This is a genomic window from Clostridium oceanicum (assembly GCF_039521385.1).
Taxonomy (GTDB): Bacteria; Bacillota; Clostridia; order Clostridiales; family Clostridiaceae; genus Clostridium_F; species Clostridium_F oceanicum.
This window is the reverse complement of the sequence record NZ_BAAACG010000009.1, coordinates 198,535-224,861: the sequence shown is the minus strand read 5'-3', so window position 1 is coordinate 224,861 and position 26,327 is coordinate 198,535. Positions and strand designations below refer to the sequence as shown.

The 26,327-nt window shown below is 24.6% G+C and carries 26 protein-coding genes; 20 read left to right on the top strand and 6 right to left on the bottom strand.

Features of this window, described 5'->3' with window-relative positions:
- Positions 1–100: 100 nt before the first annotated feature.
- The 3 genes from ABDZ71_RS10560 to ABDZ71_RS10550 are packed head-to-tail and all read left to right on the top strand — an operon-like array spanning position 101 to position 2,517.
- A complete protein-coding gene (locus tag ABDZ71_RS10560; protein WP_343761478.1) occupies positions 101–1,081 on the top strand; it encodes a hypothetical protein in 981 nt (326 codons plus the stop codon).
- A 55-nt stretch (positions 1,082–1,136) separates the two neighbouring features.
- A complete protein-coding gene (locus ABDZ71_RS10555; protein WP_343761477.1) occupies positions 1,137–1,703 on the top strand; it encodes an RNA polymerase sigma factor in 567 nt (188 codons plus the stop codon).
- Entirely contained in the window at positions 1,687–2,517 is an 831-nt protein-coding gene (locus tag ABDZ71_RS10550; protein WP_343761475.1) for a hypothetical protein, read from the top strand. The genes ABDZ71_RS10555 and ABDZ71_RS10550 overlap by 17 nt, the downstream gene beginning before the upstream one ends.
- Positions 2,518–2,580: 63 nt before the next feature.
- Here the strand turns inward: ABDZ71_RS10550 and ABDZ71_RS10545 are convergent, their stop codons facing one another.
- Positions 2,581–3,294 (bottom strand): GntR family transcriptional regulator, encoded by a 714-nt coding sequence (locus tag ABDZ71_RS10545; protein WP_343761473.1) that lies wholly within the window; start codon positions 3,292–3,294, stop codon positions 2,581–2,583.
- A gap of 398 nt (positions 3,295–3,692) precedes the next feature.
- Here ABDZ71_RS10545 and ABDZ71_RS10540 point away from each other — a divergent pair, with 398 nt between their 5' ends.
- Positions 3,693–4,463, top strand: a complete 771-nt coding sequence (locus tag ABDZ71_RS10540) for a Cof-type HAD-IIB family hydrolase (RefSeq protein ID WP_343761471.1) — start codon at positions 3,693–3,695, stop codon at positions 4,461–4,463.
- A gap of 96 nt (positions 4,464–4,559) precedes the next feature.
- Here ABDZ71_RS10540 and ABDZ71_RS10535 read toward each other — a convergent pair whose 3' ends face one another.
- Positions 4,560–5,672, bottom strand: coding sequence for a hypothetical protein (locus ABDZ71_RS10535; RefSeq protein WP_343761469.1), 1,113 nt, complete (start codon positions 5,670–5,672; stop codon positions 4,560–4,562).
- Positions 5,673–6,026: 354 nt separating this feature from the next.
- On the opposite strand from ABDZ71_RS10535, the gene ABDZ71_RS10530 reads away from it, so the two are divergent.
- The 8 genes from ABDZ71_RS10530 (at position 6,027) to ABDZ71_RS10495 (ending at position 14,578) form a co-directional block, all read left to right on the top strand.
- On the top strand, positions 6,027–7,325 hold the full coding sequence (locus ABDZ71_RS10530) for a PTS sugar transporter subunit IIC (RefSeq protein WP_343761468.1): 1,299 nt from the start codon (positions 6,027–6,029) through the stop codon (positions 7,323–7,325).
- Positions 7,326–7,379: 54 nt separating this feature from the next.
- Complete coding sequence (locus tag ABDZ71_RS10525; RefSeq protein ID WP_343761466.1) at positions 7,380–9,650, top strand: pyruvate formate lyase family protein; 2,271 nt, start codon at positions 7,380–7,382, stop codon at positions 9,648–9,650.
- Complete coding sequence (locus tag ABDZ71_RS10520) at positions 9,643–10,551, top strand: glycyl-radical enzyme activating protein (RefSeq protein WP_343761464.1); 909 nt, start codon at positions 9,643–9,645, stop codon at positions 10,549–10,551. Before ABDZ71_RS10525 ends, ABDZ71_RS10520 begins: the two co-directional genes overlap by 8 nt.
- A complete protein-coding gene (locus ABDZ71_RS10515; protein ID WP_343761462.1) occupies positions 10,536–10,844 on the top strand; it encodes a PTS sugar transporter subunit IIA in 309 nt (102 codons plus the stop codon). The genes ABDZ71_RS10520 and ABDZ71_RS10515 overlap by 16 nt, the downstream gene beginning before the upstream one ends.
- Positions 10,845–10,856: 12 nt before the next feature.
- Positions 10,857–11,159 carry a PTS sugar transporter subunit IIB gene (locus tag ABDZ71_RS10510; RefSeq protein WP_343761460.1) on the top strand — a complete coding sequence of 101 codons (303 nt, stop codon included), beginning with the start codon at positions 10,857–10,859 and terminating at the stop codon, positions 11,157–11,159.
- 111 nt (positions 11,160–11,270) lie between these two features.
- Complete coding sequence (locus ABDZ71_RS10505; protein ID WP_343761458.1) at positions 11,271–12,668, top strand: glycoside hydrolase family 1 protein; 1,398 nt, start codon at positions 11,271–11,273, stop codon at positions 12,666–12,668.
- A gap of 128 nt (positions 12,669–12,796) precedes the next feature.
- Positions 12,797–13,735 carry an ROK family protein gene (locus ABDZ71_RS10500; protein WP_343761456.1) on the top strand — a complete coding sequence of 313 codons (939 nt, stop codon included), beginning with the start codon at positions 12,797–12,799 and terminating at the stop codon, positions 13,733–13,735.
- An 84-nt stretch (positions 13,736–13,819) separates the two neighbouring features.
- Positions 13,820–14,578 carry a hypothetical protein gene (locus ABDZ71_RS10495; RefSeq protein WP_343761454.1) on the top strand — a complete coding sequence of 253 codons (759 nt, stop codon included), beginning with the start codon at positions 13,820–13,822 and terminating at the stop codon, positions 14,576–14,578.
- Positions 14,579–14,763: 185 nt separating this feature from the next.
- On the opposite strand, the gene ABDZ71_RS10490 is transcribed toward ABDZ71_RS10495, so the two are convergent.
- Positions 14,764–14,955, bottom strand: coding sequence for an H-type small acid-soluble spore protein (locus ABDZ71_RS10490; RefSeq protein WP_343761452.1), 192 nt, complete (start codon positions 14,953–14,955; stop codon positions 14,764–14,766).
- Between the two features lie 504 nt (positions 14,956–15,459).
- Here ABDZ71_RS10490 and ABDZ71_RS10485 point away from each other — a divergent pair.
- Entirely contained in the window at positions 15,460–16,914 is a 1,455-nt protein-coding gene (locus ABDZ71_RS10485) for an MFS transporter (protein WP_343761450.1), read from the top strand.
- A gap of 23 nt (positions 16,915–16,937) precedes the next feature.
- Here the strand turns inward: ABDZ71_RS10485 and ABDZ71_RS10480 are convergent, their stop codons facing one another.
- Complete coding sequence (locus ABDZ71_RS10480; RefSeq protein ID WP_343761449.1) at positions 16,938–17,699, bottom strand: hypothetical protein; 762 nt, start codon at positions 17,697–17,699, stop codon at positions 16,938–16,940.
- Positions 17,700–18,050: 351 nt separating this feature from the next.
- Between ABDZ71_RS10480 and ABDZ71_RS10475 the strand changes: the two genes are divergently transcribed.
- Positions 18,051–18,197, top strand: coding sequence for an aspartyl-phosphate phosphatase Spo0E family protein (locus ABDZ71_RS10475; protein WP_343761447.1), 147 nt, complete (start codon positions 18,051–18,053; stop codon positions 18,195–18,197).
- A 198-nt stretch (positions 18,198–18,395) separates the two neighbouring features.
- On the opposite strand, the gene ABDZ71_RS10470 is transcribed toward ABDZ71_RS10475, so the two are convergent.
- Positions 18,396–18,929 carry a helix-turn-helix domain-containing protein gene (locus ABDZ71_RS10470; protein WP_343761445.1) on the bottom strand — a complete coding sequence of 178 codons (534 nt, stop codon included), beginning with the start codon at positions 18,927–18,929 and terminating at the stop codon, positions 18,396–18,398.
- Between the two features lie 259 nt (positions 18,930–19,188).
- Entirely contained in the window at positions 19,189–20,628 is a 1,440-nt protein-coding gene (locus tag ABDZ71_RS10465) for an alanine/glycine:cation symporter family protein (protein ID WP_343761444.1), read from the bottom strand.
- A 647-nt stretch (positions 20,629–21,275) separates the two neighbouring features.
- Between ABDZ71_RS10465 and ABDZ71_RS10460 the strand changes: the two genes are divergently transcribed.
- The 6 genes from ABDZ71_RS10460 to ABDZ71_RS10435 all read left to right on the top strand — a co-directional run bounded on the left by ABDZ71_RS10460 (position 21,276) and on the right by ABDZ71_RS10435 (position 26,170).
- The gene (locus tag ABDZ71_RS10460; protein WP_343761442.1) at positions 21,276–22,367 is read left to right on the top strand and encodes an ATP-binding protein; all 1,092 of its coding nucleotides are present in this window, start codon (positions 21,276–21,278) and stop codon (positions 22,365–22,367) included.
- 17 nt (positions 22,368–22,384) lie between these two features.
- A complete protein-coding gene (locus ABDZ71_RS10455) occupies positions 22,385–22,927 on the top strand; it encodes a CD3072 family TudS-related putative desulfidase (protein ID WP_343761517.1) in 543 nt (180 codons plus the stop codon).
- A gap of 401 nt (positions 22,928–23,328) precedes the next feature.
- Positions 23,329–24,474, top strand: coding sequence for an iron-containing alcohol dehydrogenase (locus ABDZ71_RS10450; RefSeq protein WP_343761441.1), 1,146 nt, complete (start codon positions 23,329–23,331; stop codon positions 24,472–24,474).
- A gap of 160 nt (positions 24,475–24,634) precedes the next feature.
- Complete coding sequence (locus ABDZ71_RS10445; RefSeq protein WP_343761440.1) at positions 24,635–24,943, top strand: hypothetical protein; 309 nt, start codon at positions 24,635–24,637, stop codon at positions 24,941–24,943.
- A gap of 250 nt (positions 24,944–25,193) precedes the next feature.
- Entirely contained in the window at positions 25,194–25,490 is a 297-nt protein-coding gene (locus ABDZ71_RS10440) for a DUF4190 domain-containing protein (protein ID WP_343761438.1), read from the top strand.
- A 62-nt stretch (positions 25,491–25,552) separates the two neighbouring features.
- Positions 25,553–26,170, top strand: coding sequence for a DNA-3-methyladenine glycosylase (locus ABDZ71_RS10435; protein WP_343761436.1), 618 nt, complete (start codon positions 25,553–25,555; stop codon positions 26,168–26,170).
- Positions 26,171–26,327: the final 157 nt, after the last annotated feature.

The following is a 26,327-nucleotide window of genomic DNA, read 5'->3' as shown; positions in this document are numbered from 1 at the left end:
TAGGAAATTTGGTAGGTAAATATAAATTTATAATATAACTTTTAGCTTAACTATATCTAAAGTTTTGTACTTTAAATGAATATTATTTTAGGAGTAGTATATGGACGTTTTTAACTTTGAATTTTATAAGATAGTAAAATCTAATAGATTTAAGATTGTGATTTTGTTGTTTATAGTAGTATCTACTATAAACATATGTAGTGAGCGAATTTCATTTAAGGATTATGGAAAATTAAATAAGGTATATTATAAATCATATTATAATAATATAAAGGATATAAAAAATGAGTTGATTGAAATAGAAAAGGATACTTATATTAAAACAAAATATTATCAAACCTATGAGCAAGATAAGGCTTTTAATAAATATCATCTAGAGTTTTATAAAAATCATAAGCCAGTAAAATTAAAAAAAGATTTTTCACAAGGATTAGCTAGAACTATATATATGCATGATTATTTATATATTATTCTTTTGATTTGTTGTGATGTAATAGGTCAAGATAAAAAGAAAAACATAACTAGTATTCAATGTGCAACAAAAACTAGTAGAAGTAAAATGTATTTTTGTAAGTTTATAAGCTTAGTTTCTGCTGTAACTATAGTATACATTATAAATTTTGTTTGGACTTTTTTACTAAGTGGATTACTTTTGGGATTTTCAAGTTTAACAAGTCCTATACAAACTATTCGAGGACTTGATTTTTCTATATTAAATATAAATGCAAGACAGTATGTTATTTTAAGGACAATAATAGGATGGGTTGCCTTGGTCTTTGGATGTCTTATATATATGTTTATATCAACTATATTTGAAAATCCCTTAATATGTTATGTAATAGGGGTTTTAACTGTAACTTTTGATAATGTTTTTTATTATATGTTTAATCCAAGTGTATTAAGTATTTATATTAAATATTTTGTTATTTCTGTATATTTCTTTTTAAGATACAATCAATTTTGCAAAGGGTTTTATATAAATTTGTATAATTTAAAGGGATTATTCCTAGCTCTAACTATTCAGTTTATATTTATATATTGGTTAGGTTTTAAGATTTATAAGAAAAAGTCTAGTTATTAATTTTTATATTCATTAAGACATAAAAATTAAGTTTTACATAAAGTGAGGTGACACAGTGGAGAATTTATCTGATGAGGAATTATTTACAAAGGTTCAAAAGGGAAGTAAAGAATCTATGGAAATTATAGTTAAAAGGTATTATAAAAATATTTTTAGATATATCTATATGAAAATTGGAGAATATCATACAGGAGAAGATCTGTGTCAGGAAGTATTTTGTAAAGTATATAATAAAAGAAAAACTTATTCCAGTAAGTATCCTGTAAAAGTTTGGATTTATAAGATAGCACATAATATAATAGTGGATTATTTTAGATCAAAAAAAGCCAAAGAAAAGAAAAATACTGTGGAACTTAAATATGATATGGAAGAAAAAAACAATATTATAGAAATTGAATTATTTAAGAATAATATAGAAGATCTAACGGAAGGATTAAATGAAAATCAAAAGGAAGTTGTGAATTTAAGATTTAAAGATCAGCTTACTTTAGAAGAAATAGCTAGTGTTACAAATAGTAGTAAAAATACAGTGAAAACTAGATTATATAGCGGTATAAAATATATTAAGAATAAATTAAAAAAGCGGAAGGAGGACTACCTTGAAAATGAAAGAATTGAGTGATGATATTTTTGAAGATATAAAAGATATAGATGAAGATTTAGATTTAAAAGATATTCAAAATATAGAAACATTATTTGAAAATAGTCCTCAAGTAGACGTTCCAGATGATTTATTTAATAATATAATGGATTCTATAGAATTTGAAGAAGAAAAGGAAGAATCAACTATAAAGAAAAATGAAGATATGAAAGAGAAAGTAGGGATAAAAAAGACTATTTTAGAACTTATTTTTACAGTTAAGTATCAGATATCACTTATAGATTTAAGATTTTGGATTATATCTATACTTATAATAATTAGTGGAATACTTTCTATTACTTATAAAAATGCTGAAATGATTTTTATATTTGCCCCTTTATTTATAATTTTCAGCATATATTACATGTATAGAGGGATATATTATGAAGTAAATGAATTAGAAAAAGTTTGTAAGTATTCATTATATGAGATTATATTAGCAAGAAGTATAATAATAATTGGATATGATATATTGTTTACATCAATTATAAGTATTGTAAATTATAGTATTAATAAAGAAAATTTGTTTCTATTTTTATTGATAACATGGCTTGCACCACTTCTTTTGACTTATTTTGTATCATTATACTTTTTTTATAAAAAAGATATTTATGTAAGTTTATTTTCACAAGCTTTTAGTTGGATTTTATACTTATCTTTGGCAGTAAGTTTAAATGTTATTACTCCTAATTTAAAATACCAAAGTATATGGTTTAATATAAATGTTATAATTCTTATAATATGTTCTGTTTTATTAGCATGTTTTATAAGAAATATGAAAAAAGCATATAGTTAATATAATTTAAAAACCCCTTCTTTTATAATAAAAGAAAGGGTCTTTTTATAGATAATAGGATAATTAGTGTTTTACAGCAAAGGTTGTAAATTCAAATTTGTCATATTTATGTCTAGAAAAAGAATAACTAAAAGGTCTTCCGTCATTTAGATAAGTTAGTTGTTCAATTTCTAGAACAGGTTCTGTATCGGATATATTTAAATATTTTTTATCAGAAGCAGTACTTTTATCTGCCCTAATTATTCTGTTAGCACTATTTATTTTTAATTTTAATGTACTTTCTATGTATTCATAAATTGAACTTTTTATTATATCAGTTGTTAAACCTGTTATAATAAGTGGATTAAAAAAAGTTTTTTCTAATACTACAGGAGTATCTTTTATAATTCTAAGTCTTAGAATTTCATAAATAGGAGAATTTTCAGCTAAATCTAATTTTTCAGCTATTGTTTTACTAGCAAATATTAATTTAAAGTCTAAGATTTTTGTTTCTATATTTTCTTTTGAATCTTTTGTTAATCCTCCAAAATTATTAGTGAGGATGTTAATTTTAGAGTTAGTATTAGATTTTTCTATTACAAAACTTCCATGTCCTCGTCTTCTGTATATGAGTCCCTCTAATACCAGTAGTTCTAATGCTTTTTTTACAGTCATTCTACTACAATTAAATTCCTTGCAAAGACTCATTTCATCTGGTATTTGGTTATTACTATTTTTGTATACCCCTTTTTTTATTCTCAAACGTATTTCATTAGAGATATCTTTATACTTAGCCATTATTAATCCCCTCTATTATATAAAATGTAAAAAATTATATACCATATAAATTTATACTAATATAATAACATAAATTTAAGTATTACAGTTAATTTTTGTGATAAATATAAATATATTTATTTATATAATATATTTTTATTTTATAAAAGTATATACAATTAGAAAAAGAGTTTATATAATTAAAATATGAATTTTTCAATTATAATTTAATTTCATATTTTTAGTATATTAGCTAAGCTTAATATTATAAAACAAAGAATTAACCTAATATTAATGATAAAAACATATAATTTTATATTAATTATTGATATATTAAAAATGATTTATGTAATTATTTTATTAACAGTTAGTGTAATTAAAAAAACATATAGACAATAACTATTATAGGAGCGTGTAATATGAAAATTAAACTTTTAGCTACAGATTTAGATGGGACCTTATTAGAACATAAGAATAGGATAAAAAGTAATAGTATAAAAAGCATAAAAAAATTCAAAGAGGATAAAAACTTTTTGGTAATCTCTACTGGTAGACATTTAGGAGAAATTGAATTTTTGAAAAATGAATATGGTATAGAATGGGATGCAGCCATTACTTTAAACGGATCAGTTATTGTAGATAAAAATAAGAATATATTAATTAAAAAATATATTTCAAGAGAAATTTTGCAGGAAATATATGATACTTATAATAAAGAGAATATTGATATATTTTTTTCTACAGAAAAAGAAGTATACAAGCTATCGGGATCAAAGGAATATACAAGAAATGCTAAGTTTATAGAAGAAGGAAAAATTAATAGAGAAAATATAGTATCTTTTAATATGAATTTTACTGATTCCAATAAGAGTATAGGACAAATAGATGAAATAGTTAAAAAGATAAAAGATAAATATAGATATGAAATTGATGTATTTAGAAATACAAAATATATAGATATAGCACCTATAGGATGTTCAAAAGGAAATGGGGTTAAATACATAAGTGAATATTTTGGTATAAATAAAACAGATGTATATTGTATAGGAGATTCTTGGAATGATGCATCTATGTTTGAAATAGCAGCAGCATCTGCAACTTTCCATAATGTAGAAGAAAAACTTAAAAGCAAGGTAGACATGGTAGTAGATGAATTTAACGATTTTATATCAAAAATAATTGAATATTAAAATCAATAGTATAATGAAGCCAGTTTATTTATATTTTAAATTAACTGGCTTTAAATTTTATAGTATTTAATAATTCACATTTAAATAAAAGGTATATTATTTTAGATATATTTCTATAGTAGATATAGAATTAGTATGAAACTCTAGATTAATTTTAACTTTTGAATTTTCAAATGATAATAGTTTATGTTCGTAGTGTTTGTACATTTCTTTTAAAAATTCTGCTGAAAAGAAGGAACCATCTACATCTAAAATGAAACCTAAATCTTGTAATTTTTTAAATATGAATTTATAAGCTTGGGACATAGTTTTAAATTCTTTTTTTAGTATCATATCTGCTTTCTTTACTGAATTTAAATTTTCTTCATTTAAGGATTTTAATATATAATCTTCGAAGGATCCTTTGCTAGATGTATAATTATTTTTTATTATTACTAACTTTTCATAGATTTCTTCATAGGTAAAGGTATTAGTTAATTTAACTATCCTATTTCTAAATTCTATAAAATTATTTATTTTATTTTTTACTATTGCGAATAGTTTATTAATTTGTTTTACAGATTCGCTTTCTTCATTTAAGTGAAAAGTTAAACTATCTATGTTTTTTCCAAGTTTATTTTTATCATAAAAAATGACCATATTGTTTACAATTTCAAAGTCTTTTACTATAGGTTTTATCAAATTTTTTTCTAAATCATAAAAACGTTTGTATGATTTTGAACTATTAGTTAGTTCTCTAAATTTTTTTACTGATAGGGTAAATTTATCATTGTTACTTTCTATATTGTTAAAAATATAATTATAAAACTTATAAGTGTACTTTTCTTTGAATTCAAATATTCTAAATAACTTAATTTCATTTAATAAATTTTCTTGGTTAAAAGATGAATTTAATATATTATCTAAGAAAAAATATATAATTTCATTATGAATATAATAAGAAAAAACTTTAAAGCAACTAATTAGTTTAATTTCTTTTTCTTTTATTATTTTAAGGTTAATTTTTTTATCACAGATGTTGTCTAAATAGTCATTTAAAGAGGTGTTTTTAAGTTCAATCATTTTGTGAAAATTTTTAACGGATAATTTTAAGCAGCTAGATTTTTGGGCTTTATATTGTTTTACTAAATAAGAAATCAAAACAAGTTCTTTTTTTAAAAAATTTCTATTAGTTTCTATTTGAAATTGTATATTATTATAATTTTTCATATAATTCTCCCTATACTAAATGAAATAAGATTTTAGAAATGTAATTAAAAATAAAATTTAATTATTTAACAATATAATATCTTATTTTTAGAATGAAATCAATTACAAAGGGACAAAAAGTTAAATAAAATAGAAAAATAAAAAAATAAGTAATAAATTATATAATTTTAAAAATAATAATTATAATTACAAAAGACGAAATAGAATGGCAAAAAATCAAGATATGCTATGTATACAATTACATAAGACGAAATAGAGTACTTATAAAAGTATTTGAACTTTTTTGTAAACGTTGATAAACTAAAAACAGAAAAAAGAATCGACAAAATTCTACAAAAATATGGAGGGGTAAAAATGCAAAGAAAACTTATGAAAATTGCTCAAAAGTTAGCATCACAAATTCATTTAAGATCATTAAGAGAAACTTTTGTAACAATATTACCGTTTATTATTTTAGCTGGGATAGCAGTACTTTTTAACAATGTAATATTAGGAGACACAGGTATTTTAAGTAGATTTATTAGTAAAGATTCTATGGCACAAGCACAAGGTATAGGAAATAGTATTATAAATGGAACTTTAAATATAGTATCTATTTTAATAGTGTTTACTTTAGCTTATATGTTAGCTAAGAATAAAAAATTCGATGCACCCATATATCCAGGACTTATATCAATATCAGTTTTAATTATTTTTATGCCACTAATGCACAATATTGTACCTAATGGTGCTAAAAAAGCTGTTGAAATAGGAGGAGTATTACCATTTCAATTAACTAATACAGCAGGAACTTTTGTATCTATTTTTACAGCTATATTTACAACAGAATTATTTATTAAATTATCAACATTAGAAAAAATGAAAATAAAAATGAACGAAAATGTACCTCCCGCAGTAGAAAAAACATTTAATTTATTAATTCCTGTAATGCTTACAATGATAATATTTGCCTTAGTATCTTTTGGTATAAATACATTAACTGGTGAAGGAATACATAAACTTATAGCAAAATTGATTCAAGCTCCACTACTTGGATTTACAACTAGTTTACCGGGATTTTTATTCCTAATGTTTATATTTAATTTGTTATTTGCCTTTGGTATACATCCATCAGGGATAGTTGGTCCTATATTAGATCCAGCTATGCTAATAGCAATGCAAGGAAATATGTTAGCATACTCAAATGGTACAACACCGCCCCATATAATAAATACATCATTTCAAAATATGTATGGATTAATGGGTGGAACAGGAAATTCACTAGCTCTTATAATAGCAATCTTGGTATTTTCTAAAAGAAAGCAATATAGGGATATAGCAAAATTAGCACTACCAACAGGTATATTTAATATAAATGAACCTATAATATTTGGATTACCTATAGTTTTTAATCCAATACTTATGATTCCTTTTGTATTAACTACAGTAGCTTCATTATTAGTTGCTTATTTAGCTACAGCAATGGGGTTAGTTTCAAAAGCAATAGCATTAGTTCCATGGACAACACCACCAATTATTTCTCAATATTTATCAACTGGAGGAGATTTAAGATCCGTTATATTAGGAATATTACTTTTAGGGATGTCAGTTTTGATTTATTTGCCATTTTTAAAAATTTCAGATAGAGTAGCTGAACAAGAAGGAAATGCTTAGAAAATAAAAAAAAGTATAGTTAAGTTAGGTTTTAAACAAAGGGGATGAAGCTTTATGGATAATAGTAATATGTGGATAAAGCATAAAAATAATAGAAGTATTAAAGAACAAGTTGATATACTTGTTAAACTAACAGAAACACATAAAAAGTGTATAGGATTACCGAAATCTAAAAGAGAAGTGGAATTTTTGAAAATATTGTATCCTGCATCTATAAGAAATTTAGAAATAGGAGATAAATTTATAGGAAAGACAGATTATAGTGCTGTAGGTTTTGGATGTGTCACATCAACAAGTGGTGTTGGATATTTTTTTCATAAACATAAGATTGATGAATTAAAAAATAATACTAAAGATAAAGAGCTATTAGAGAAAATTAATTTGGTAGAAAAATATTGGTGTGATAAAGATACTCAAGAAAATTTTAGAAAAGAATTGAAAAAATCTAATCCTGAATTTTTCAAAAAATTTGCGAAAAATGATAATTATTCTTGTGTTGTATGTGGATTTTCTAGATTAAGTGGTATGCAATTAAATTATAATAAACTCTTAGATTTAGGTGTAAATGGATTAAAAAAATCTATATTAAGTAGAAATAAAGATGGGAAAAATGATTTTTATAGAGCATCTTTAGAAGCCTTAGATTTATTTTTAGATATAGCTAATCATTTTGAAATAGAAACTAGAAAGTTAGCCCAAAGTTTAATAGGTGATAAATTAGAAAGAGAAGAAGTATTAAAAGTTTCTAATTGTTTAAAAGAAATAAAGAAAGGAGAAAAACCAAAATCTTTTAGAGAAGCAATTCAACTTACATGGTTATATGGGGTAGTTGCAGGAGTAGTTAATTATGGAAGGATGGATGATTATTTAGGTGAATATTTATTAGATGATTTAAACAATGATAAATTAACAGAAAAAGAAGCTTTAGATCTAGTCAAATCCTTTTGGAAGATGATTGCATGGAGAAAGACTGTTATGAATGGACGTGTAACTATCGGAGGAAAAGGTAGGAGAAATGAAAAAGCAGCAGATAAGTTTGCAATGATTGCAATGGAAGCTACTAGAATAAATAAAGATCTAGAACCACAATTAACTCTTAGAATATATGAAAATCAAAATAAAAAGCTATTAGAAAAAGGACTTGAAGTAATAAGTGAAGGTTGTACTTTTCCTATGATATATAATGATGAAGTTAATATACCGTCTGTAGCGAGTGCTATGAATGTATCACTAAAAGAAGCAGAGGATTATGTTCCCTTTGGATGTGGAGAAATTATTTTATGTGGCAAGTCTGTAGGTACTCCTAATGTGTTGATAAATACTCTTAAAGCGTTAGAAGTAACACTTAGAAATGGCTATGATAGAGTAAATGATGTTTCTTTAGGATATAACACAGGAAAAATAGAGGATTTTGATACTTTTGATAAGTTGTTAGAAGCTTACAAAACGCAACTGAAAATTCACATAGAAGAGCTTGCAAAAGCTCAAAGACTTTCATACGATGTTATGAAAGAAAATTGTTCTTTTATATATGTAAGTTTACTTATAGATGATTGTATAGAAAAGGGAAAAGAACTTTTATCAGGAGGAGCAAGACATTTAGGAGGTACATTAGAGGTATATGGAAATATAAATTCAGCTAATAGTTTGACTGCTATTAAAAAAATAGTTTTTGAAGATGAAAAGATTAATTTAAAACAATTAGTACATATATTAGATAGAAATTTTAATGGATTTGAAGAAATAAGAAATGAACTTTTAAATGCTCCTAAATATGGAAATGATGAAGCAGAAGGAGATTTAATGGCTTCTAAGTTACATGAATATGTTTGTATGTGTATAAAAGAATCAGCAAAAGATATAGGATTAGATAGTTTTTTAGCAGTAGTTATAAATAATCATTCAAATACTATATGGGGTAGGACAACCCTAGCCTCAGCAGATGGTAGAAAAAAAGGACAATTTATGGCTAATGGAAATAATCCTTATAATGGAACGGATATAAATGGACCAACAGCTATGCTTAATTCTTTAACAAAATTAAAAACTGATATACATGCAGGAAGTGTACAAAATATGAAATTTTCTAGAAGTATGTTTAAAAATCATATAAATATAATAAACCAACTTTTAGAAGTTTATTTTGAAAATGGTGGATCTCAGTTAATGATAACGGTAGTAGACCCAAAAGAACTAGAAAAGGCTTATAATAATCCAACAAATTATAGAAATCTTATAGTTAGAGTAGGTGGATTTAGTGCTAGATTTGTTGAACTTGATAGACAAGTTCAAAAGGAAGTAATGGAGAGAACTTTGTATGAATAAAAAAGGATTGATTTTTGATATACAAAGATTTTGTATACATGATGGACCAGGAATACGAACTACTGTTTTTTTAAAAGGATGTCCATTAAAGTGTATATGGTGTCATAATCCAGAATCTCAATCTTTTAAAAGACAGCTATCTATAGATTTTAGTAAATGCTTTAATTGTAAAAGATGTATGGAAGTATGTGAAAATAGGATTCATTCTTTTGAAAATCACATACATAAAGTAGATTTTGATAAATGTAAATTGTGTGGAAAGTGTGAAAAGGTATGTAAAAATAATGCTATTTCAATATTAGGAAAAGAGTATTCCATTGAAGAAACTATAAATATAGTAGAAAAAGATATAAAATTTTATAAAAAAAGTAATGGTGGAGTAACTTTTTCCGGTGGAGAAGCTATATATCAATTAGATTTTCTTATAGAAACATACAAAATATTAAAAGAAAAAGATATAAATATTTGTTTAGAAACTAGTGGATATATAGAAAAAGATAAGCTTAAAGAGATTAATAAGTATGTAGATTTATATTTATATGATTATAAAGCAACAGGTGAAGAAAAACATAAAAAGCTTACATCTGTATCTAACAAAAAGATATTAAATAATCTTATTTATTTAAATGATTCTAATAAAAAAATAATATTAAGATGTCCTTTGGTGCCACAAGTTAATGATGATAAAGATCATTTAAAGATGATATCTCATTTATCTTTACTTAAGAATGTGTTAAAAGTAGAAATACTTCCATACCATAATTTAGGGAAAAGTAAAAGCAAAAAAATAGGTAAAAAGTATATTTTAGATGATATGAAAACTGTGAATTATAAAAAAGCTCAACAATGGAAAAAAGAAATAGAAAAACTAGGAGGGAAAAACATATGGATATCCAACTAAATGTTATGGAAATCATAGGTAATTCAGGAGAGTGTAGAAGTTTATCCTTTGAAGCATTAAAACTTGCTAAAAATGGAGCTTTTCATGAAGCTGAAGAAAAATTAAATTTAGCAAAAGAAAGAATGGTTTCAGCTCATAAATTTCAAACTTCTTTAATATTTGCTGAAGCAGAAGGTGATAAAGTGGAAATGGGACCTTTAATGGTACATGCCCAAGATCATTTAATGACTTCAAGTATGTTTAGAGATTTAATAAAAGAATTTGTAGAAGTATATAAAAAATTAGATAACTAGGAGGAAGAACAAATGAAAAATATATTATTAGTATGTAATGCAGGAATGTCAACAAGTGTATTAGTTAAAAAAATGCAAAAGGTAGCAGAAGAAAAGGGTGTAGATGCTACTATATGGGCTACATCAGAAGCTGAAATAGAAAATGAATGGAGAAAAGCAGATGTTATACTATTAGGACCTCAAATAAGATTTTTAAAAGGAGATATTGAAAAAATAGTAGATGGAAAAGTAAATGTAGAGGCTATAGATTTTATGACTTATGGTGCAATGAATGGAGAAAAAGTTTTAGAATTAGCACTTAGCCTTATAAAATAATCTGGATATTGTATTTAATATTAATAAAACATTTACGAATAAAATAAAAGTATAGACATTTACGTAGAAAGACTATATAATTTTAATATAGAGTATTTAGGAGTGATTATTATGAGTGAAAAGTATATATTTCCAGAAAATTTTTGGTGGGGTTCAGCTACATCAGGTCCACAGTCAGAAGGAAGATTTAATAAAAAACATAAAAGTGTTTTTGATCATTGGTTTGATATAGAACCAGAAGTGTTTTGGGGAAAAGTAGGACCTAATATAGCTTCTAATTTTTATAATAGTTATAAAGAAGATTTAGCTATGCTTAAAGATATAGGATTAAATAGTTTTAGAACGTCTATACAATGGACAAGATTAATAAAGGATTTTGAAACAGCAGAATTAGATGAAGATGGTGTTAGATTTTATAATGATCTTATAGATGAATGTATAAAAAATGGGATGACTCCTGTTATAGTATTACATCATTTTGATTTACCAATAGAACTATATGATAAATATGGTGGGTGGGAATCTAAACATGTTGTTGATTTATTTGTTAAATTTGCAGAGAGAGCATTCCAGCTTTTTTCAGATAGAGTAAAACATTGGATAACTTTTAATGAGCCTATAGTTGTTATAGAAGGTCAATATTTATATCAATTTCATTATCCTAAATTAGTTGATGGGAAAAAAGCAGTTCAAGTTATGTTTAACTTAAATTTAGCTTCTTCTAAAGCAATAAAAGTTTTTAGAGAAATGGGCTGTGATAAAGAGGGGGCTAAAATAGGGATAGTATTAAACTTAACTCCATCATATCCAAGATCAGAAAATGATGAAGATGTAAAAGCAGCAAAATTTGCAGATGATTTCTTTAATAATTCTTTTTTAGATCCAGCTATAAAAGGAAGTTTCCCTAAAAATTTGATAAAAGTTTTTCAAGAAGATGGAGTAATGTTTGAATTTACAAAAGAAGAAATGGAAATAATAGAAAATAACACTATTGATATATTAGGGGTTAACTATTATCAACCAAGGAGAATTAAAGTAAAAGAATCAAAGTATGATGAATCTAAAGGATGGATGCCAGACAAGTATTTTGATAACTATGAAATGCCAGGTAGAAGAATGAATCCATATAGAGGATGGGAAATATATCCTGAATCTATTTATGATATAGCAATAAACATTAAAGATAATTATAATAATATACCTTGGTATATTTCTGAAAATGGAATGGGAGTAGAAGGAGAAGAAAAATACATAAACGCTGATGGTATAGTTGAAGATAATTATAGAATAGAGTTCTTTCAAGAGCATTTAAAGTATCTTTATAAAGGGATTGAAGAAGGTTCTAACTGTTTTGGATATCATACTTGGACTCCAATAGATTGTTGGTCTTGGATGAATGCTTACAAAAATAGGTATGGATATATAGCCCTTGATCTTGAAACTCAAAAGAAAACAATTAAAAAATCTGGTCAGTGGATAAAAGAAGTATCTAAAAATAATGGGTTTTAAATTAGAGATGTTGTACAGTTTTTTTTAAAATATAGAGTATATAAATAAAAAATAAAATTTTAAAAAATTAGGATAGTATAAAAAAAGGACTATCCTAATTTTATTATAATATAAAAGAGGTGGTTTTAATGAAAAAGAAATATGTAGTTGGAGTAGATTTAGGTGGAACTAAAATTTATACTGCTTTGGTAGATTTAGAAGGAAATGTAGTAAAAGAAAAAATAGTTAAAACAGAAGTAGAAAAAGGAGATAAGGCTATAGTTTGTAATATAAAATCTACTATAGATTATGTTATAAAAGATATAGAAAAAGAAGAAATAAAAGCAATAGGAATAGGGGCTCCAGGTCCTTTAGATGCAAGAAAAGGTATAATTGTTGAAACACCTAATTTACCTTTTAAAAACTTTCCTTTAACAGATAAAATAGAAAACCATTATAATGTTCCTGTATATTTAGATAATGATGCAAATGCAGCAGCTCTTGCTGAACATAGTTTTGGAGCAGGGGTTAATACATTAAATATGGTGTATATAACAGTAAGTACTGGTATAGGGGGAGGAGCCGTATTAAACGGTAAAATATATAGAGGTAGTACATCTAATGCATTAGAGGTAGGCCATAATACAGTAAAACCTGATGGACCAAGGTGTGGCTGTGGGAATAAAGGATGTGGAGAGAGAATGGCATCTGGAACGGCAATAACTAAAAGAGCCCTAGAAGCTATAAATACTAATGTTAAAACATCCCTTAAAAATTATGATAGTATAACCTCTAAAGATGTATTTGAAGAAGCTAAAAAAGGTGATGTAGTGGCAAAAGATATTATAGATGAAGCTTTAGGATATTTAGGAATAATAGTATCCAATGTAGCTAATACCTTTGATCCAGATATGATAGTTATAGGTGGAGGAGTTTCTAATGCTGGAGATGTGGTTTTTGAAAAAATAGAAGAAGTGATGAATGGAAGATGTCTCCCTATAATATTTAAAAATTGTATTGTTAAAAAAGCAAAGCTTGGAGGAAAATCAGGAGTGTTAGGAGCGGCAGCATTAGCTATTACTGAATAGATTATTTTACTAAATATCTAAAAATTTACACTTTTAATACGATTAAATATATTGAATTTTAATTATAAAGGAGGGGTAAATATTATGAATATTCAAAGAAATAATATTCAAAAAAGTAATGTTAAATGCAAAAATATAAAATCTCAAAAGATTAAGCCACAAGATAAAGAAATTCAATTTCTTCGTAAACAAATAATAAAGCTTAGAGAAAAAATAAAAGATATACAAGGAAGAGATATTGATGAAAAGATTAAAAAAACTATGATTGCAGAAGTAAAACAGAAGATTTGTGAAATCGAAAATCAAATAAAACAAAAAGAAATGGAAAAGATAAAGAAGCAAGAAGAAAAGAATAAAATTAAAAAAAATAAAAAGGAACCAGACTTAAACAAAGATTCATATGTAAAAAATGAAAAAGATGATAAACTAGTTGATATTTCTGATATAAGCAAGTTAACTGTTAAATTTAGCTCTTATAGTCAATCTAGAAGACTGATTTCTTTAAGTAAAAGTTTTAAAAGTAGAGCTAAAATTATAAAAATGGAATTTGATTTTGATGCAAAAAGAGGAATTTATGATTCTAAGAAACTAGATAAAGTATTTGATTTCAAAAATAAGGCTAAAAAGCTTTATAATGATGGAATGAAAAGAATTACTAAAGAATCTAAACATACAAATAAAAATAATTATATTAGTGATAAATCAAAAAAGGATTGTCATAAAGAGTTAAATGAAAATGTGGATTTGAAAAAAGGTTTTTTAGATAAAAAAGATAAAATTGAAAAATACATGGATAATGATAAATTTAAAGATATTAAACATAAAATTTCTTCTGCTGTATAAAATTTTAATAAACTGGATGATTATTATTAATTTATAAAAAGTCACTAATTTAGAATATTCTTAAAGAGTTATTTTAAATTAGTGACTTATTTTTCAAAACAAAATTTATAATTTTAAAATTGTATAATTTAGAGATTATTTTATTATAAAATATTTTAGTTTTTATTAACTTAAGGATGAATATATTATTGATTTAATTTATTGCATTCATGTAAAGTTTTAACTTCTACTACCATTTCTTTATCTGTATTAAGGTTTTTTACATAGGCTGTGTTTTCTGTGTTATTTACTTTTTCTAATTTTACTGGCGTGTTTTTATAATATACTGGTATATAATCTTTAGAATTAATTATTTGAGTAACTCTTTTAGAATTCATTTTTTTACCTCCATATAATTTGAAATATTATATTTTAGTAGTATTTTATCCATTAATAATTACATTTATAATTTTTTTATGAGAAATCTTTAAAATTTAAATGCTTTTAATTAAATATTAAAAGTATAATCTATATTTTACATTATAAAATATGAATACAGTTATTTTAGTAATTTATATATTTGAAATAAATACATGTATTTATTTATGAATAATGATAAAAATAAAGATGAATTTATTTTTATATGGGAGTGATAGAGATGAAAGAAAATCATGATCATAAGCCTAATAAACCTATGAAGGGAAACAAAAATGCAAAAAAGAGACAACAAAATGGTCAAAAAGATGCAAATAAACCAGGAAGAGAATAAGTTCAGTTTTAAAACAAATTTAAATAAATAACTAAATTATTATATAGGCTAAAGTTCAAATTAAAACTTTAGCCTATAAATTTAATAATAAAGATACAAGGATTCATATTTAGTTTAATTAAGAAGGGATACTTTGGAATATAAAAATAAGGATTATATATATAAGAATAGATGGAAAATATTAAATATAGTTTTATTAGCACCTTTTATGGCAACATTAGATAGTAGTATAGTAAATGTAGCATTACCTTTTATGGCAGATAAATTATCAGTTGGTATATCAACTATACAATGGGTAGTAACAAGTTATTTAATTATAATATCTTCAACTATTTTAGCTTTTGGTAGATTAGCAGATATAATAGGTAAAACTAAAGTTTTTCAGTATGGGTTTTTAATATTTTCATTAGGCTCTCTTTTTTGTGGTATATCATATACTATTTATTTTTTAATATTTTCTAGAATAATTCAGGCAATTGGAGCATCTATGATTATGGCATGTAATCAAGGGATTATTGCAGATATATTTCCAAAAGAAGAAAGAGGAAGAGCATTAGGATTTTCTGGAACTACAGTAGCTGTAGGAACTATGGTTGGACCACCTATAGGTGGTATAATACTTGGAATTTTAGATTGGGAGTATATATTTTTAATAAACGTTCCTATAGGAATAATAGCTTATATAATAGGAATTAAAATTTTACCTAAATATAATCAAAGTGAAATACATAATAAAGTAAAAGAGTTTGATATAAAGGGATTTATTTTATTTTTCATAGCTAGCATTGCTTTGTTTGGAGCAATGTTAAGTGGAGAAAAAGTAGGTTGGAATAATAGGTATATTATTTTTAGTTTTTTTATATTTTTAGTTTTTCTTATATTATTTTATTTCAATGAAAATAAGGTTAGAAATCCTATTCTTAATTTCAATTTATTTTATAACAGACTATTTTCAGTAAGTTTAATATGTGCTTTTATATCCTATATGGTTATATTTTCTACTAACATTATACAACCATTTTATCTTCAATATGGATTAAAAATGTCTCCTAAAAAAGCAGGGATATTTCTTATGATATATCCTATGACAGTGTCTATTATAGCTCCTATAAGTGGATATATATCAGATAAGGTAGGAAGTGAGGTTATAACTCTTTTAGGCCTTGTAGTAACCTTTGTAGGATTATATAGTTTATCTACGTTAAATTTAAACTCAAGTTATTATGAAGTTATATTTAAAACTAGTATATTAGGAATTGGAAATGGTTTTTTCCAGGCACCTAACAATAGTATAGTAATGTCAGCTGTTCCTAAAAATAGATTAGGAATAGCAGGAAGTATAAATGCATTAGTAAGAAATATAGGTATGGTATTTGGAATAGCTCTTTCAATAGTACTATTAAATAATAGAATGAGTTATAAAATAGGATATAAAGTGGATAAGATTATTAAAGGAAAAGAATATGTATTTATTTATGGAATGAGATTTGTATATATAGTTTGTGCTATATTATGTTTTGTAGGTATAATGCTTACTTTATGGAGAATTAAAAGTAAAAGAGGAAAGTTTTATATTAAAGAAAAATAAAAAGTTAGCCATTAAGGCTAACTTTATTTTTTTCTCATAAAGAAAGAAATTTTATCTTTTGTAGTTGTAGATACAGATATATTTCTTTTGTGAATTGTACTATCATAATCGTTTATCTGTCCATCGCAAACTGTACCATAATCAGTTTTACCTTCTTTTGACCATTTTAAAAATATATATGCGTGAGAAGGATTGCCACTTTTATCTTTAGTTGTAAAAGCAATATCGCCTTTTTGTAATTCTTTATAATCTGTAATTTTTTCAAATCCTTGTTTTTCTAGTTCTTTTACTAAGCTTTTAGTACTTAAAGTAGATTTAGGTATTTCTATACCATTGTTTCTTAGTATTTCAGATATATATATTACTGAGATACCTTTGTTACTGCCTTTGTTAATAGAAATAGCAGCATCTAATGATTTTTGTCTATTTTCTTGTTTATCTAAGTATTTTCCTATTTTCTCATCTAAAGCTGATTTAGAACTCTTTTCTTTATCTGTAGAATTCTTTTTATCCTCAGTTTTATTTTTATCATTTGTTTTTGTTTCACTAGCAAACTCTGTTGTAGGTTTAGAATCTTTTTTAGTAGAGTTAAGTGAAAATGAAAATATTTGTTGAATTACAAAGATACATATTACAACTACAGGAATGACTACAGCTATAAAAACCTTATTGTTCCTTTTAGCGTGTTTATCTGCCATATCATGCATTTCTTTTATGTACTTTTCGTCATTTCTTTTTCCTTTTGATTTATTACTATTTTTTTCTAAATTATCTTTTTCATTCATATAATACCCTTCCCCTATAATAAAAATTTAGAATGGACACAACTTAAGTGATTTTAGTAATATACGATTAAATATACGTTACACCTTTTATAATTTTATCAAATAAATTATATTAAGTAAAGAAAAGAAAAGAAATATTTCTTCAAAATTATACAAAAAATATTTAAGAATCAATAAATAACTTGTTTTATGTAGCATATTGTAAAATTATATAATAGCTAAACTCTATTACAAAACATAATACTAACTATTTGAAATATTAATAAAATAATAAAAGTAATAAGTTGAAATTTATGGAAAAAAACGGTATAATGAAAATCGTGCTAAAAAAAGTAATGGGGATGTTGATTTATGGGTACTTTAATCGAGAAAACTAGAGAAAAATTGAATTTGCTTATAGAAGAGGACTCAATACTACATGAAGGCGAAATTTTAAAAGTAAGCCAAGAATTAGATAGCATTATATATAAATACTATAAAAAACAAGTTTTATTATGATTTTAATTATGAAATAATAACTAATTATTAAATTAAAGTATTTTGATTTAAAGAATATTAAATTAATTGCAAATGCTATCAACATTAATATAGAAGTTGATAGCATTCATTTTTATAGTTTTTGTTTTATGAATTTTAAATTTAGGGTTTATTACAAAATGAAATTGGCTTTATAAATATGTATTTTATTTTTAAAAGTTAGTTTTTTATAGAAAACCAATGAGTTATATTAGGTTCTTTAGAAGGGTTTTTATATTTATGGGGAGTAAATTTATCAATGTAGATAGTGTCTCCTTCTTCTAGAATATAGGTTTTGGAATCTACTTGTATTTCAAGACTACCTTTTATAACAACACCTAATTCGTCGTAGTTATGCCCCCAAGATGTATCGTTATAATCTGTTCTATCAACAATGCTAATAGCTATACCGTTTAATTCTTTATTACCTGTTGTTAGTAACTCGAATTTGATTTTGTTATCGTCAGTAGAAAATATTTCATATCTATTATTTTTTCTTAATACATGGTCTTTATTATTTACAGGTTTTAATATTTCCATTAAATTTATATCTAAAACTTCGCAAATTTGTTGTAAGTTACTTACTGAAGGACTATTTAGATTTCTTTCTAAGTTACTTATAAATCCTATAGAAAGGTCTGTAAGTTGTGAAAGCTCTTTTATAGTTAAGTTTTTCTTTTTTCTAAAGTATTTAATTTTTTCTCCTAATTGCATTTTTTCCTCCTTTATATAGATAAATAAGTTTAATATTAATAATTATATCATATAATACTTTCAAAAATAAATGATACTTTAGTAATAAAAATAAAATGTGTATAGTAAAACAAAAACATATATTTATATAAAGACAAAATATTTTTAAATGCCTTATATAAAATATATGTTTTAATTAAATTTATTGTGATTTTCAAAATATATGGATATAACAGCTAATTTATATACACATATTTTAAATGTAAATTTTATTATGAAATTAAGCTAACTTTTCATCTTCTTCATATTCAGGCCAGCATTCTATATTTTTTAATTCTACACCCTCTAAATTACTAACATAGAATACAGGTTCAATTCCTTGTTTCTTTTGCTTATGGTAGTCTTTTAAAGCTGCAAAAGCTATTTTAGATAATTGAGAAATAGCAGCTAAGTTAATTAGAGCCATTAAGCCCATAAATAAATCAGCTAAATCCCAAACTACTTGAATTTTTGCAGTACATCCGAAAATAACCATACCTATAACAGAAAATCTATATAATGTAAGCCAAGTTTTACTTCCATTTAAAAATTCTATATTTGTTTCTCCATAATAGTAGTTTCCAATTATAGAACTAAAAGCAAATAATAAAATACAAACAGCTATAAATATATTTCCCCAAGAGCCTACTTGAGAACTTAATGCACTTTGAGTAAGTTGGATTCCAGTTAATCCTTTATTAGTGTAATTGCCAGATAATAATACTATAAAAGATGTAGCAGTACAGATTAACAAAGTATCAGTAAATACACCTAAAGTTTGAATAAGACCTTGTTTAGCAGGATGAGTTACGTTAGCTGTAGCAGCAGCATTAGGAGCACTACCCATACCGGCTTCATTAGAGAAGAGACCTCTTTTAACACCGGTTAATACAACATATCCTAATCCACCACCTGCAAATTGTTTGATTCCAAAAGCACTTTTAAATATAAGTGAAAACATTTTTGGCAATAATGTAATGTTTTTAAACATTACAAATAAAGCTATTATTATATAAGCAACGGCCATTACAGGAACGATTAATTCTGCAACTTTAGCAATTCTTTTAACTCCACCAAAAATTATAATTGAAGTAAACACAGCAAGTAATATTCCCATTGTTAACGTTTGTATTCCAAATGCTTCTTCAAAAGCTAAGGAAATAGTATTTGCTTGTACTGAGTTGAATATAAGTCCAAAACTTATAGTTATTAGTATAGAAAATAGTACTCCCATCCATTTTTTGTTTAAAGCTTTTTCCATATAATAAGCAGGACCACCTCTAAAACCATGCTTATCTTTTACTTTATATATTTGAGCTAGTGTACTTTCAACAAAACTAGAAGCACCACCCATTAAAGCTATAAGCCACATCCAAAATACAGCTCCAGGACCACCACTTGCAATAGCAATAGCTACACCAGCTAAGTTACCAGTACCAACTCTTGATGCTGTACTCATACAAAAAGCTTGAAAAGAAGAAACTCCTTTTTTTTCTGATTTTCCTGTAACAGATTTACTAGCACCTTCACCTAAAAGTCTAAACATTTCTTTGAAAAATCTTATTTGAACGAATCTAGATTTAATTGAAAAATATAATCCTAAAACTAGAAGTACTGCTATAAGAACATAAGACCACAGTATATCATTTGAAACAGAAATTATTTTTTCTATAATATTCATATATATTCCCCTTCCCATAATTGTTTTAATAAAATATGTAAATATTAATTCAATTAGAATTGTACCAGAAAATGTATAAGATATCAATTGTTTGTATTTTCTGCAAAATGAAGTTTTAATGTCTTTTCTTTCATCTATCTAAGTATATAGCAATATTGCTAAAATTATAACGAAATATTTTGATTAAAAGGTAATTAAATAGATTTACAATAGTAAATGTTTTGAATATAGACTATAACCATTATTCAATTTACATATAATGCGAAATTTACAAATATATTATTTAGAATATAAATTCAGTATTTTTAAAATTAAAATTAGAAAAACATAATAAAAGTTAAAAAAAATATAGATTATTATCGAAATTGGTACCTAAAGGTTATAAAATATAAAATTTTAAATATGAAAGTTTTATTTCAAAAACTATACTTTGACTGGTAAGAATTCATATAAGGAGCAAAAATGAAATTTAAAATTTTTTTATGTCATTTTCGCTGTATATTCTTAGAATTATTTAAACGGAGGTTGATAGGGTTTACAAAATAGACTAGGTATCTTTAATTTATTGTTTATTTTCAAATACTTAATGATAGTGTTAAAATTATAGTTATAGAAAGGCTAAAGTAAATTATGTAAGGGGTAATATCATGGATATAAATTATGATATATATGATGTTGTTTTAATATGTGATTTTAAAGGTAAAATTTTAAAAATAAGAAAAGATAATATGAACTTTAAAAGATTTCCTATTAAAGGGCAAAATATAATCGATTCAGTTCAAAAAGGCAATGAAAGTAAGTATATGAAATTTTTTTATGGTATATTGAGTAATTATAGACTTTATAAATATGAGATTAAATTGGTGTTAGATGAAAAATCAGAAAACTTATACTTTACTGGATCAAAAATTAATGATAATTCTATTATTATTTTAATGAATAAAGAAAAAGAGAAAGTGGAAGAAAATAGGGAACAAATTAATCATATAAAAAAAGAGGTAATATGTAAAAATAATCCCAATGATAAAATTGTTAGTGAGGATTTTTTGAAAACAAATAAGAGAATAAAGGCTTTAAAAAATAGTTTAATTAATAAAGAGGAAGAAGTAAACTTTTTAAATAAAAAGGTAGATAGTTATACTAATATTTTAGAAGAAGTATTATTATTTTTAGAAACTATAAAGTTTTATGAAGAGTATTTTATATCAGAAAGTTATAATAGTAAAGGATTAAAAGATGATTCTTTGTTAAAGTATATATATAAATTGAATGAAGAAAAGATTAGTTTGATAAATGGCAATAATAGTGAGTTATTAGATTCAGAAGAAGAAAAAAATATTGATTTTAAAGAGTTACTAGATAAGGTAATTGAATTAAATCATACAATCATAGAAGATAAGAGCATAGTTGTAACTTTAAAATGTGGAGTTTATTATATAAAAGTTCCACAAAAAAGATTTACATTTATACTAAATTATATAATCATAAATTCTATAAAAAATTGTGAGAATAAAGATAAGATAGATTTAAAAGTAGATGCTTTTGAAGAAAATTTAATATTGTCTATAAAATTCAAACATAATAATTCTCAATTAGTGGAATTTAATGAGGACGATATGGAATATGTAAGAAAGATATTACAAAAATATAATTGTAATATGTGGCTTGCAAGTGAGGGAAAAGCATATTTAGGAATATATATGGTTTTCCCTTGTAGCACTCATGTAGTAGAAAAGTAAAAAGAATAAGGAGTAGTATTATGAACAAAAAAATTATAATAATGAGTCATTGTATACTTAACAATAATTCTAAAGTTAGATATATAAATGATGAAAAAAGATTAGAACAAAATAAAGAAAAACAAAAATTTATTAAGAAAATAATAGATAAAGATATAGGAATAATACAACTTCCATGTCCAGAATTTACTTGTTATGGATCAAATAGATGGGGCCATGTAAAGGATCAGTTTGATACTCCTCATTTTAGAAAACACTGTAGAGATCTTTTTAAATTATGTTTAGAACAAATAGAAGAATATATAAATAATGGTTATGAAATAAAAGCTATTATAGGAATAGAAGGAAGTCCTACTTGTGGTGTTACAAAAACATGTAGAGGAAATTGGAAAGGGGAACTTTGTGGAAATAAAGCTCTTTCAAGTACTATAAATAGCATAAAAGAATGTAAGGAACAGGGAATATTTATTGAAGAAATAAATAAGATGCTTAAAGAGAAGAATATTTCAATAAAAATTGTAGGATTAGACGAAAGTAATGTAGAAAAAATTCTGATTTAATAAAATACAGTTCTAAATAAAGAAAAGAATTGTATTTAAAATATGTAAAAGCAAAGATTTAATAATATATAGAAAATTTAAAATAAATACTATATGAAATAGTAAGAAAAAAGAGTAAATAGATGATTTTTTTTAATAAAAAATAAGCTTTATAGGAAGCTTATATGTAGAATCCTATAAAACTTAATAAATAAGTAGTGACTACGAAGAACATGGATTTGTGAAAAGATAGGGAGGATATATATCCTCTCTATTATATTATGTATGTTTTAAAAAAAAGTTACAAAATAATAATAATATTTTAAAAATAATTATAGGAATTTTAAAAGTTTTGTAGAAAAGAATAAGTTAATAATATAAGTAGATAATTTAAAATGAAATTTAATTAAAGGAGGGAACATATGAAAAGGATAGTTTTAGGTGGAAGAGGATTAGTTACAGGAGCTGGATCTTTAAAATATTTAAGTAATTTAAAAGGAAAAAAGTTTTTTATAGTCACTGGAGGTAAATCTCTTTTTAATAATGGTACTATAGAGAAAATAGAAAATATCATAAAGGATTTAAAAGGAGAGACTTTTATATTTAAGGGAATAAAAAAGAACCCAGATACTGATATTGTATTAAAAGGTTTAGAAGAAATGAATAAGTTTAACCCAGACACAGTAATAGCTGTAGGAGGGGGTTCACCTATGGACGCTGCTAAAGTTATGACTATTATGTATGAAAATAAAGAGATTAATTTCCATAATATATTAGAAAGACAGTTGCCTAATAAGAGAGAAAAAATTCAATTTATTGCTATTCCTTCAACATCAGGAACTGCCAGTGAAGTTACAAAAGCAGCAGTTGTTACTTTTAAAGATAAAGATTTAAAAATAGGACTTAAAACTGATGCTTTTATACCAGATATAGCAATATTAGATTCAGATATAGTGATGTCTATGCCTCAAAATATTGTGGCTGAAACAGGAATGGATGCTGTAACTCATGCTGTAGAATGTTACATAAATAAATCATTAGATGATTTTACAGAGGTCATTGCAAAAGGAGCTGTAGAAGGCTTGTTTAAATATTTACCTATATCATATAAAGAAGCTACTATAGAATCTAGAGAAAAGGTTCATAACTATCAATCTATGGCTGGAATAGCCTTTGCTAATGTAGGCCTTGGTATGGCACATGGAATATCTCATTCTATAGGAGGTAGATTTAATTTAGGTCATGGGCTTTGCAATGCTATAGCTCTTCCTTATGTATTAGAATATAATTCTAAAGATAGAGAAGTTAAGGGAAAATTAAATATTTTAGCAAAAACTATAGGAGTTAAAGATTTTATAGAAGAAGTTAGAAATTTAAATAATGAACTTAATATTCCTAATTCTTTAAAAGATGTTTTTGTAGATGAGATGGAATTTAAGAAAGACTTTGAAAAATTAGTAGAAAATTCTTTAAAAGGATCTACAAAATCTAACCCAGTTAGAGTATCAAAGGAAGATATGGAAAAAATACTTAAGGCCTTGTATTATGGAACTAAACTTTCTATATAAATTCCAAGTTATTTAAAGTAATTTTAACGAAGGGGCTTTAAAAAAGATTACATCATTAATTGTACCCAAAAATAACTCTAAAATAGGTTTCCTAAACTTTTACAAAACCTATAAAAAGAAATTATAATATGGTTGAAAGTATAGAGAGGAGATATATTTTATGTCTAAGATGACCCTTATGGGTAAAGAAGAGTCTGTCATCGGTAATAATGCTATAAGTATAAATGGAGCTATAACTATTCCAGATAGCGAGAATAAGGAAAAGTTTTTTAATGATTTAAGAACATGGCTTAAAAAAAGAGGATGTTCATTCTTTGGATATACCGAGAATATTAAAAATTCAGATAAGGCAGATGATTTAGCTAAGGAAATACTTTTAACCTGTAGCGACATAGATTTAGATAGAAATTTACAATATGAAGACATGAATAATGAAGATAATATTATATCTTTATCTGATTATAAGTAAGATTATATAGTTTTGAATATTTATTGAAACTTTTGAATTTATAAATGAAAAATTATAAAATTTTATTGCTGTGTAATTTATAATTACACAGCTTTTTACTTATATTTTTTTATTTAAGGGTTTATTATAATTTAAAACATTGTTATAGTATTATTTAATACAATACAGATTTAAATAGTATTTTTCACTTATAGTTATTTTAAAAAGGATAAAGTGATGTATAATATGTTTATATAAAGGAGTTGCTTAAATGGTAAATGAAATTAAAAAGAATGAAAAAATGGCAATAATAAGTTTAGTTTGTGGTATACTTGGAGTTTTGCTTATATTTGTACGTGTACCTTTTTTATATTTAATGGCTATAGTTCCTTCTATTTTAGCTATTGTATTAGGAAGAAAAGCTAAGAAGAAAATAAAAAATTCTGATGGTAAATTAAAAGGAGAAGGGATTGCAACAGCAGGATTTGTATTAGGTATAATAGGCATAATACTTGTTGTTTTAGCATTGATTTTAATGGGAGTATTACTTTCTATGCTTTTAAAATAAATCAATTTATTGAAATGTATTTATTTTAAATAAAATATATTGTTTAAAAGGATGAAAATATTATGAAAATTTCTAAAGATTTTTATGCTAGAGATGCTAGAATTGTTGCAAAAGACTTATTAGGTAAAATTATAGTTCACAAAGTAGATGGAATTAAGCTTAAAGGTAAAATAGTTGAGACAGAAGCATATATAGGTAATATAGATAAAGCCTGTCATGCTTATGGTGGGAAAATAACTCCAAAGATAAAGCCTCTTTATGGCACACCAGGAATTGCTTACGTTTATTTTATATATGGAAAATATTTTTGCTTTAATGTAATAACTAAAAAAGAAGGGGAAGCAGAAGGGGTACTTATAAGAGCTGTTGAACCAATAGAAGGATTAGAAAAAATGTCATATTTAAGATTCCAAAAATCCCTTAATGAGATTACAAAAGCTCAAAGAGGGAATTTAACATCAGGACCTTCAAAATTTTGTATGGCTTTTAATATAGATAAAAATAATAATGAACAAAAATTATATGAGGGACAATTATATATAGAGGAAGAAAAAATAAAAGAGAAATTTGAAATAGTTGAAGATAAGAGAATAGGTATAGATTATGCAAAAGAAGCTAAAGATTTTTTATGGAGATATTATATTAATAATAATAAGTGGGTATCTGTTAAGAAAAAATAATCTATGCTTTTCATAGTGAAAAATTATTATAAGATTATAAAAAGTGGTGAACTAGATAAGTTTGCCACTTTTTTTATTTGTTTAAAATTTAAAGGTTTTAAAATACGTAAATAGTATTTATTGTGAAGTTAAAGGTTATCCTAGATAAAAGCATATT

Excerpts from the sequence above, each read along its gene's own strand:
- ABDZ71_RS10560 (WP_343761478.1), top strand. The coding sequence starts at position 101 with ATGGACGTTTTTAACTTTGAATTTTATAAGATAGTAAAATCTAATAGA.
- ABDZ71_RS10550 (WP_343761475.1), top strand. The coding sequence starts at position 1,687 with ATGAAAGAATTGAGTGATGATATTTTTGAAGATATAAAAGATATAGAT.
- ABDZ71_RS10545 (WP_343761473.1), bottom strand. The coding sequence starts at position 3,294 with ATGGCTAAGTATAAAGATATCTCTAATGAAATACGTTTGAGAATAAAA.
- ABDZ71_RS10540 (WP_343761471.1), top strand. The coding sequence starts at position 3,693 with ATGAAAATTAAACTTTTAGCTACAGATTTAGATGGGACCTTATTAGAA.
- ABDZ71_RS10535 (WP_343761469.1), bottom strand. The coding sequence starts at position 5,672 with ATGAAAAATTATAATAATATACAATTTCAAATAGAAACTAATAGAAAT.
- ABDZ71_RS10530 (WP_343761468.1), top strand. The coding sequence starts at position 6,027 with ATGCAAAGAAAACTTATGAAAATTGCTCAAAAGTTAGCATCACAAATT.
- ABDZ71_RS10525 (WP_343761466.1), top strand. The coding sequence starts at position 7,380 with ATGGATAATAGTAATATGTGGATAAAGCATAAAAATAATAGAAGTATT.
- ABDZ71_RS10520 (WP_343761464.1), top strand. The coding sequence starts at position 9,643 with ATGAATAAAAAAGGATTGATTTTTGATATACAAAGATTTTGTATACAT.
- ABDZ71_RS10515 (WP_343761462.1), top strand. The coding sequence starts at position 10,536 with ATGGATATCCAACTAAATGTTATGGAAATCATAGGTAATTCAGGAGAG.
- ABDZ71_RS10510 (WP_343761460.1), top strand. The coding sequence starts at position 10,857 with ATGAAAAATATATTATTAGTATGTAATGCAGGAATGTCAACAAGTGTA.
- ABDZ71_RS10505 (WP_343761458.1), top strand. The coding sequence starts at position 11,271 with ATGAGTGAAAAGTATATATTTCCAGAAAATTTTTGGTGGGGTTCAGCT.
- ABDZ71_RS10500 (WP_343761456.1), top strand. The coding sequence starts at position 12,797 with ATGAAAAAGAAATATGTAGTTGGAGTAGATTTAGGTGGAACTAAAATT.
- ABDZ71_RS10495 (WP_343761454.1), top strand. The coding sequence starts at position 13,820 with ATGAATATTCAAAGAAATAATATTCAAAAAAGTAATGTTAAATGCAAA.
- ABDZ71_RS10490 (WP_343761452.1), bottom strand. The coding sequence starts at position 14,955 with ATGAATTCTAAAAGAGTTACTCAAATAATTAATTCTAAAGATTATATA.
- ABDZ71_RS10480 (WP_343761449.1), bottom strand. The coding sequence starts at position 17,699 with ATGAATGAAAAAGATAATTTAGAAAAAAATAGTAATAAATCAAAAGGA.
- ABDZ71_RS10475 (WP_343761447.1), top strand. The coding sequence starts at position 18,051 with ATGGGTACTTTAATCGAGAAAACTAGAGAAAAATTGAATTTGCTTATA.
- ABDZ71_RS10470 (WP_343761445.1), bottom strand. The coding sequence starts at position 18,929 with ATGCAATTAGGAGAAAAAATTAAATACTTTAGAAAAAAGAAAAACTTA.
- ABDZ71_RS10465 (WP_343761444.1), bottom strand. The coding sequence starts at position 20,628 with ATGAATATTATAGAAAAAATAATTTCTGTTTCAAATGATATACTGTGG.
- ABDZ71_RS10460 (WP_343761442.1), top strand. The coding sequence starts at position 21,276 with ATGGATATAAATTATGATATATATGATGTTGTTTTAATATGTGATTTT.
- ABDZ71_RS10450 (WP_343761441.1), top strand. The coding sequence starts at position 23,329 with ATGAAAAGGATAGTTTTAGGTGGAAGAGGATTAGTTACAGGAGCTGGA.
- ABDZ71_RS10445 (WP_343761440.1), top strand. The coding sequence starts at position 24,635 with ATGTCTAAGATGACCCTTATGGGTAAAGAAGAGTCTGTCATCGGTAAT.
- ABDZ71_RS10440 (WP_343761438.1), top strand. The coding sequence starts at position 25,194 with ATGGTAAATGAAATTAAAAAGAATGAAAAAATGGCAATAATAAGTTTA.
- ABDZ71_RS10435 (WP_343761436.1), top strand. The coding sequence starts at position 25,553 with ATGAAAATTTCTAAAGATTTTTATGCTAGAGATGCTAGAATTGTTGCA.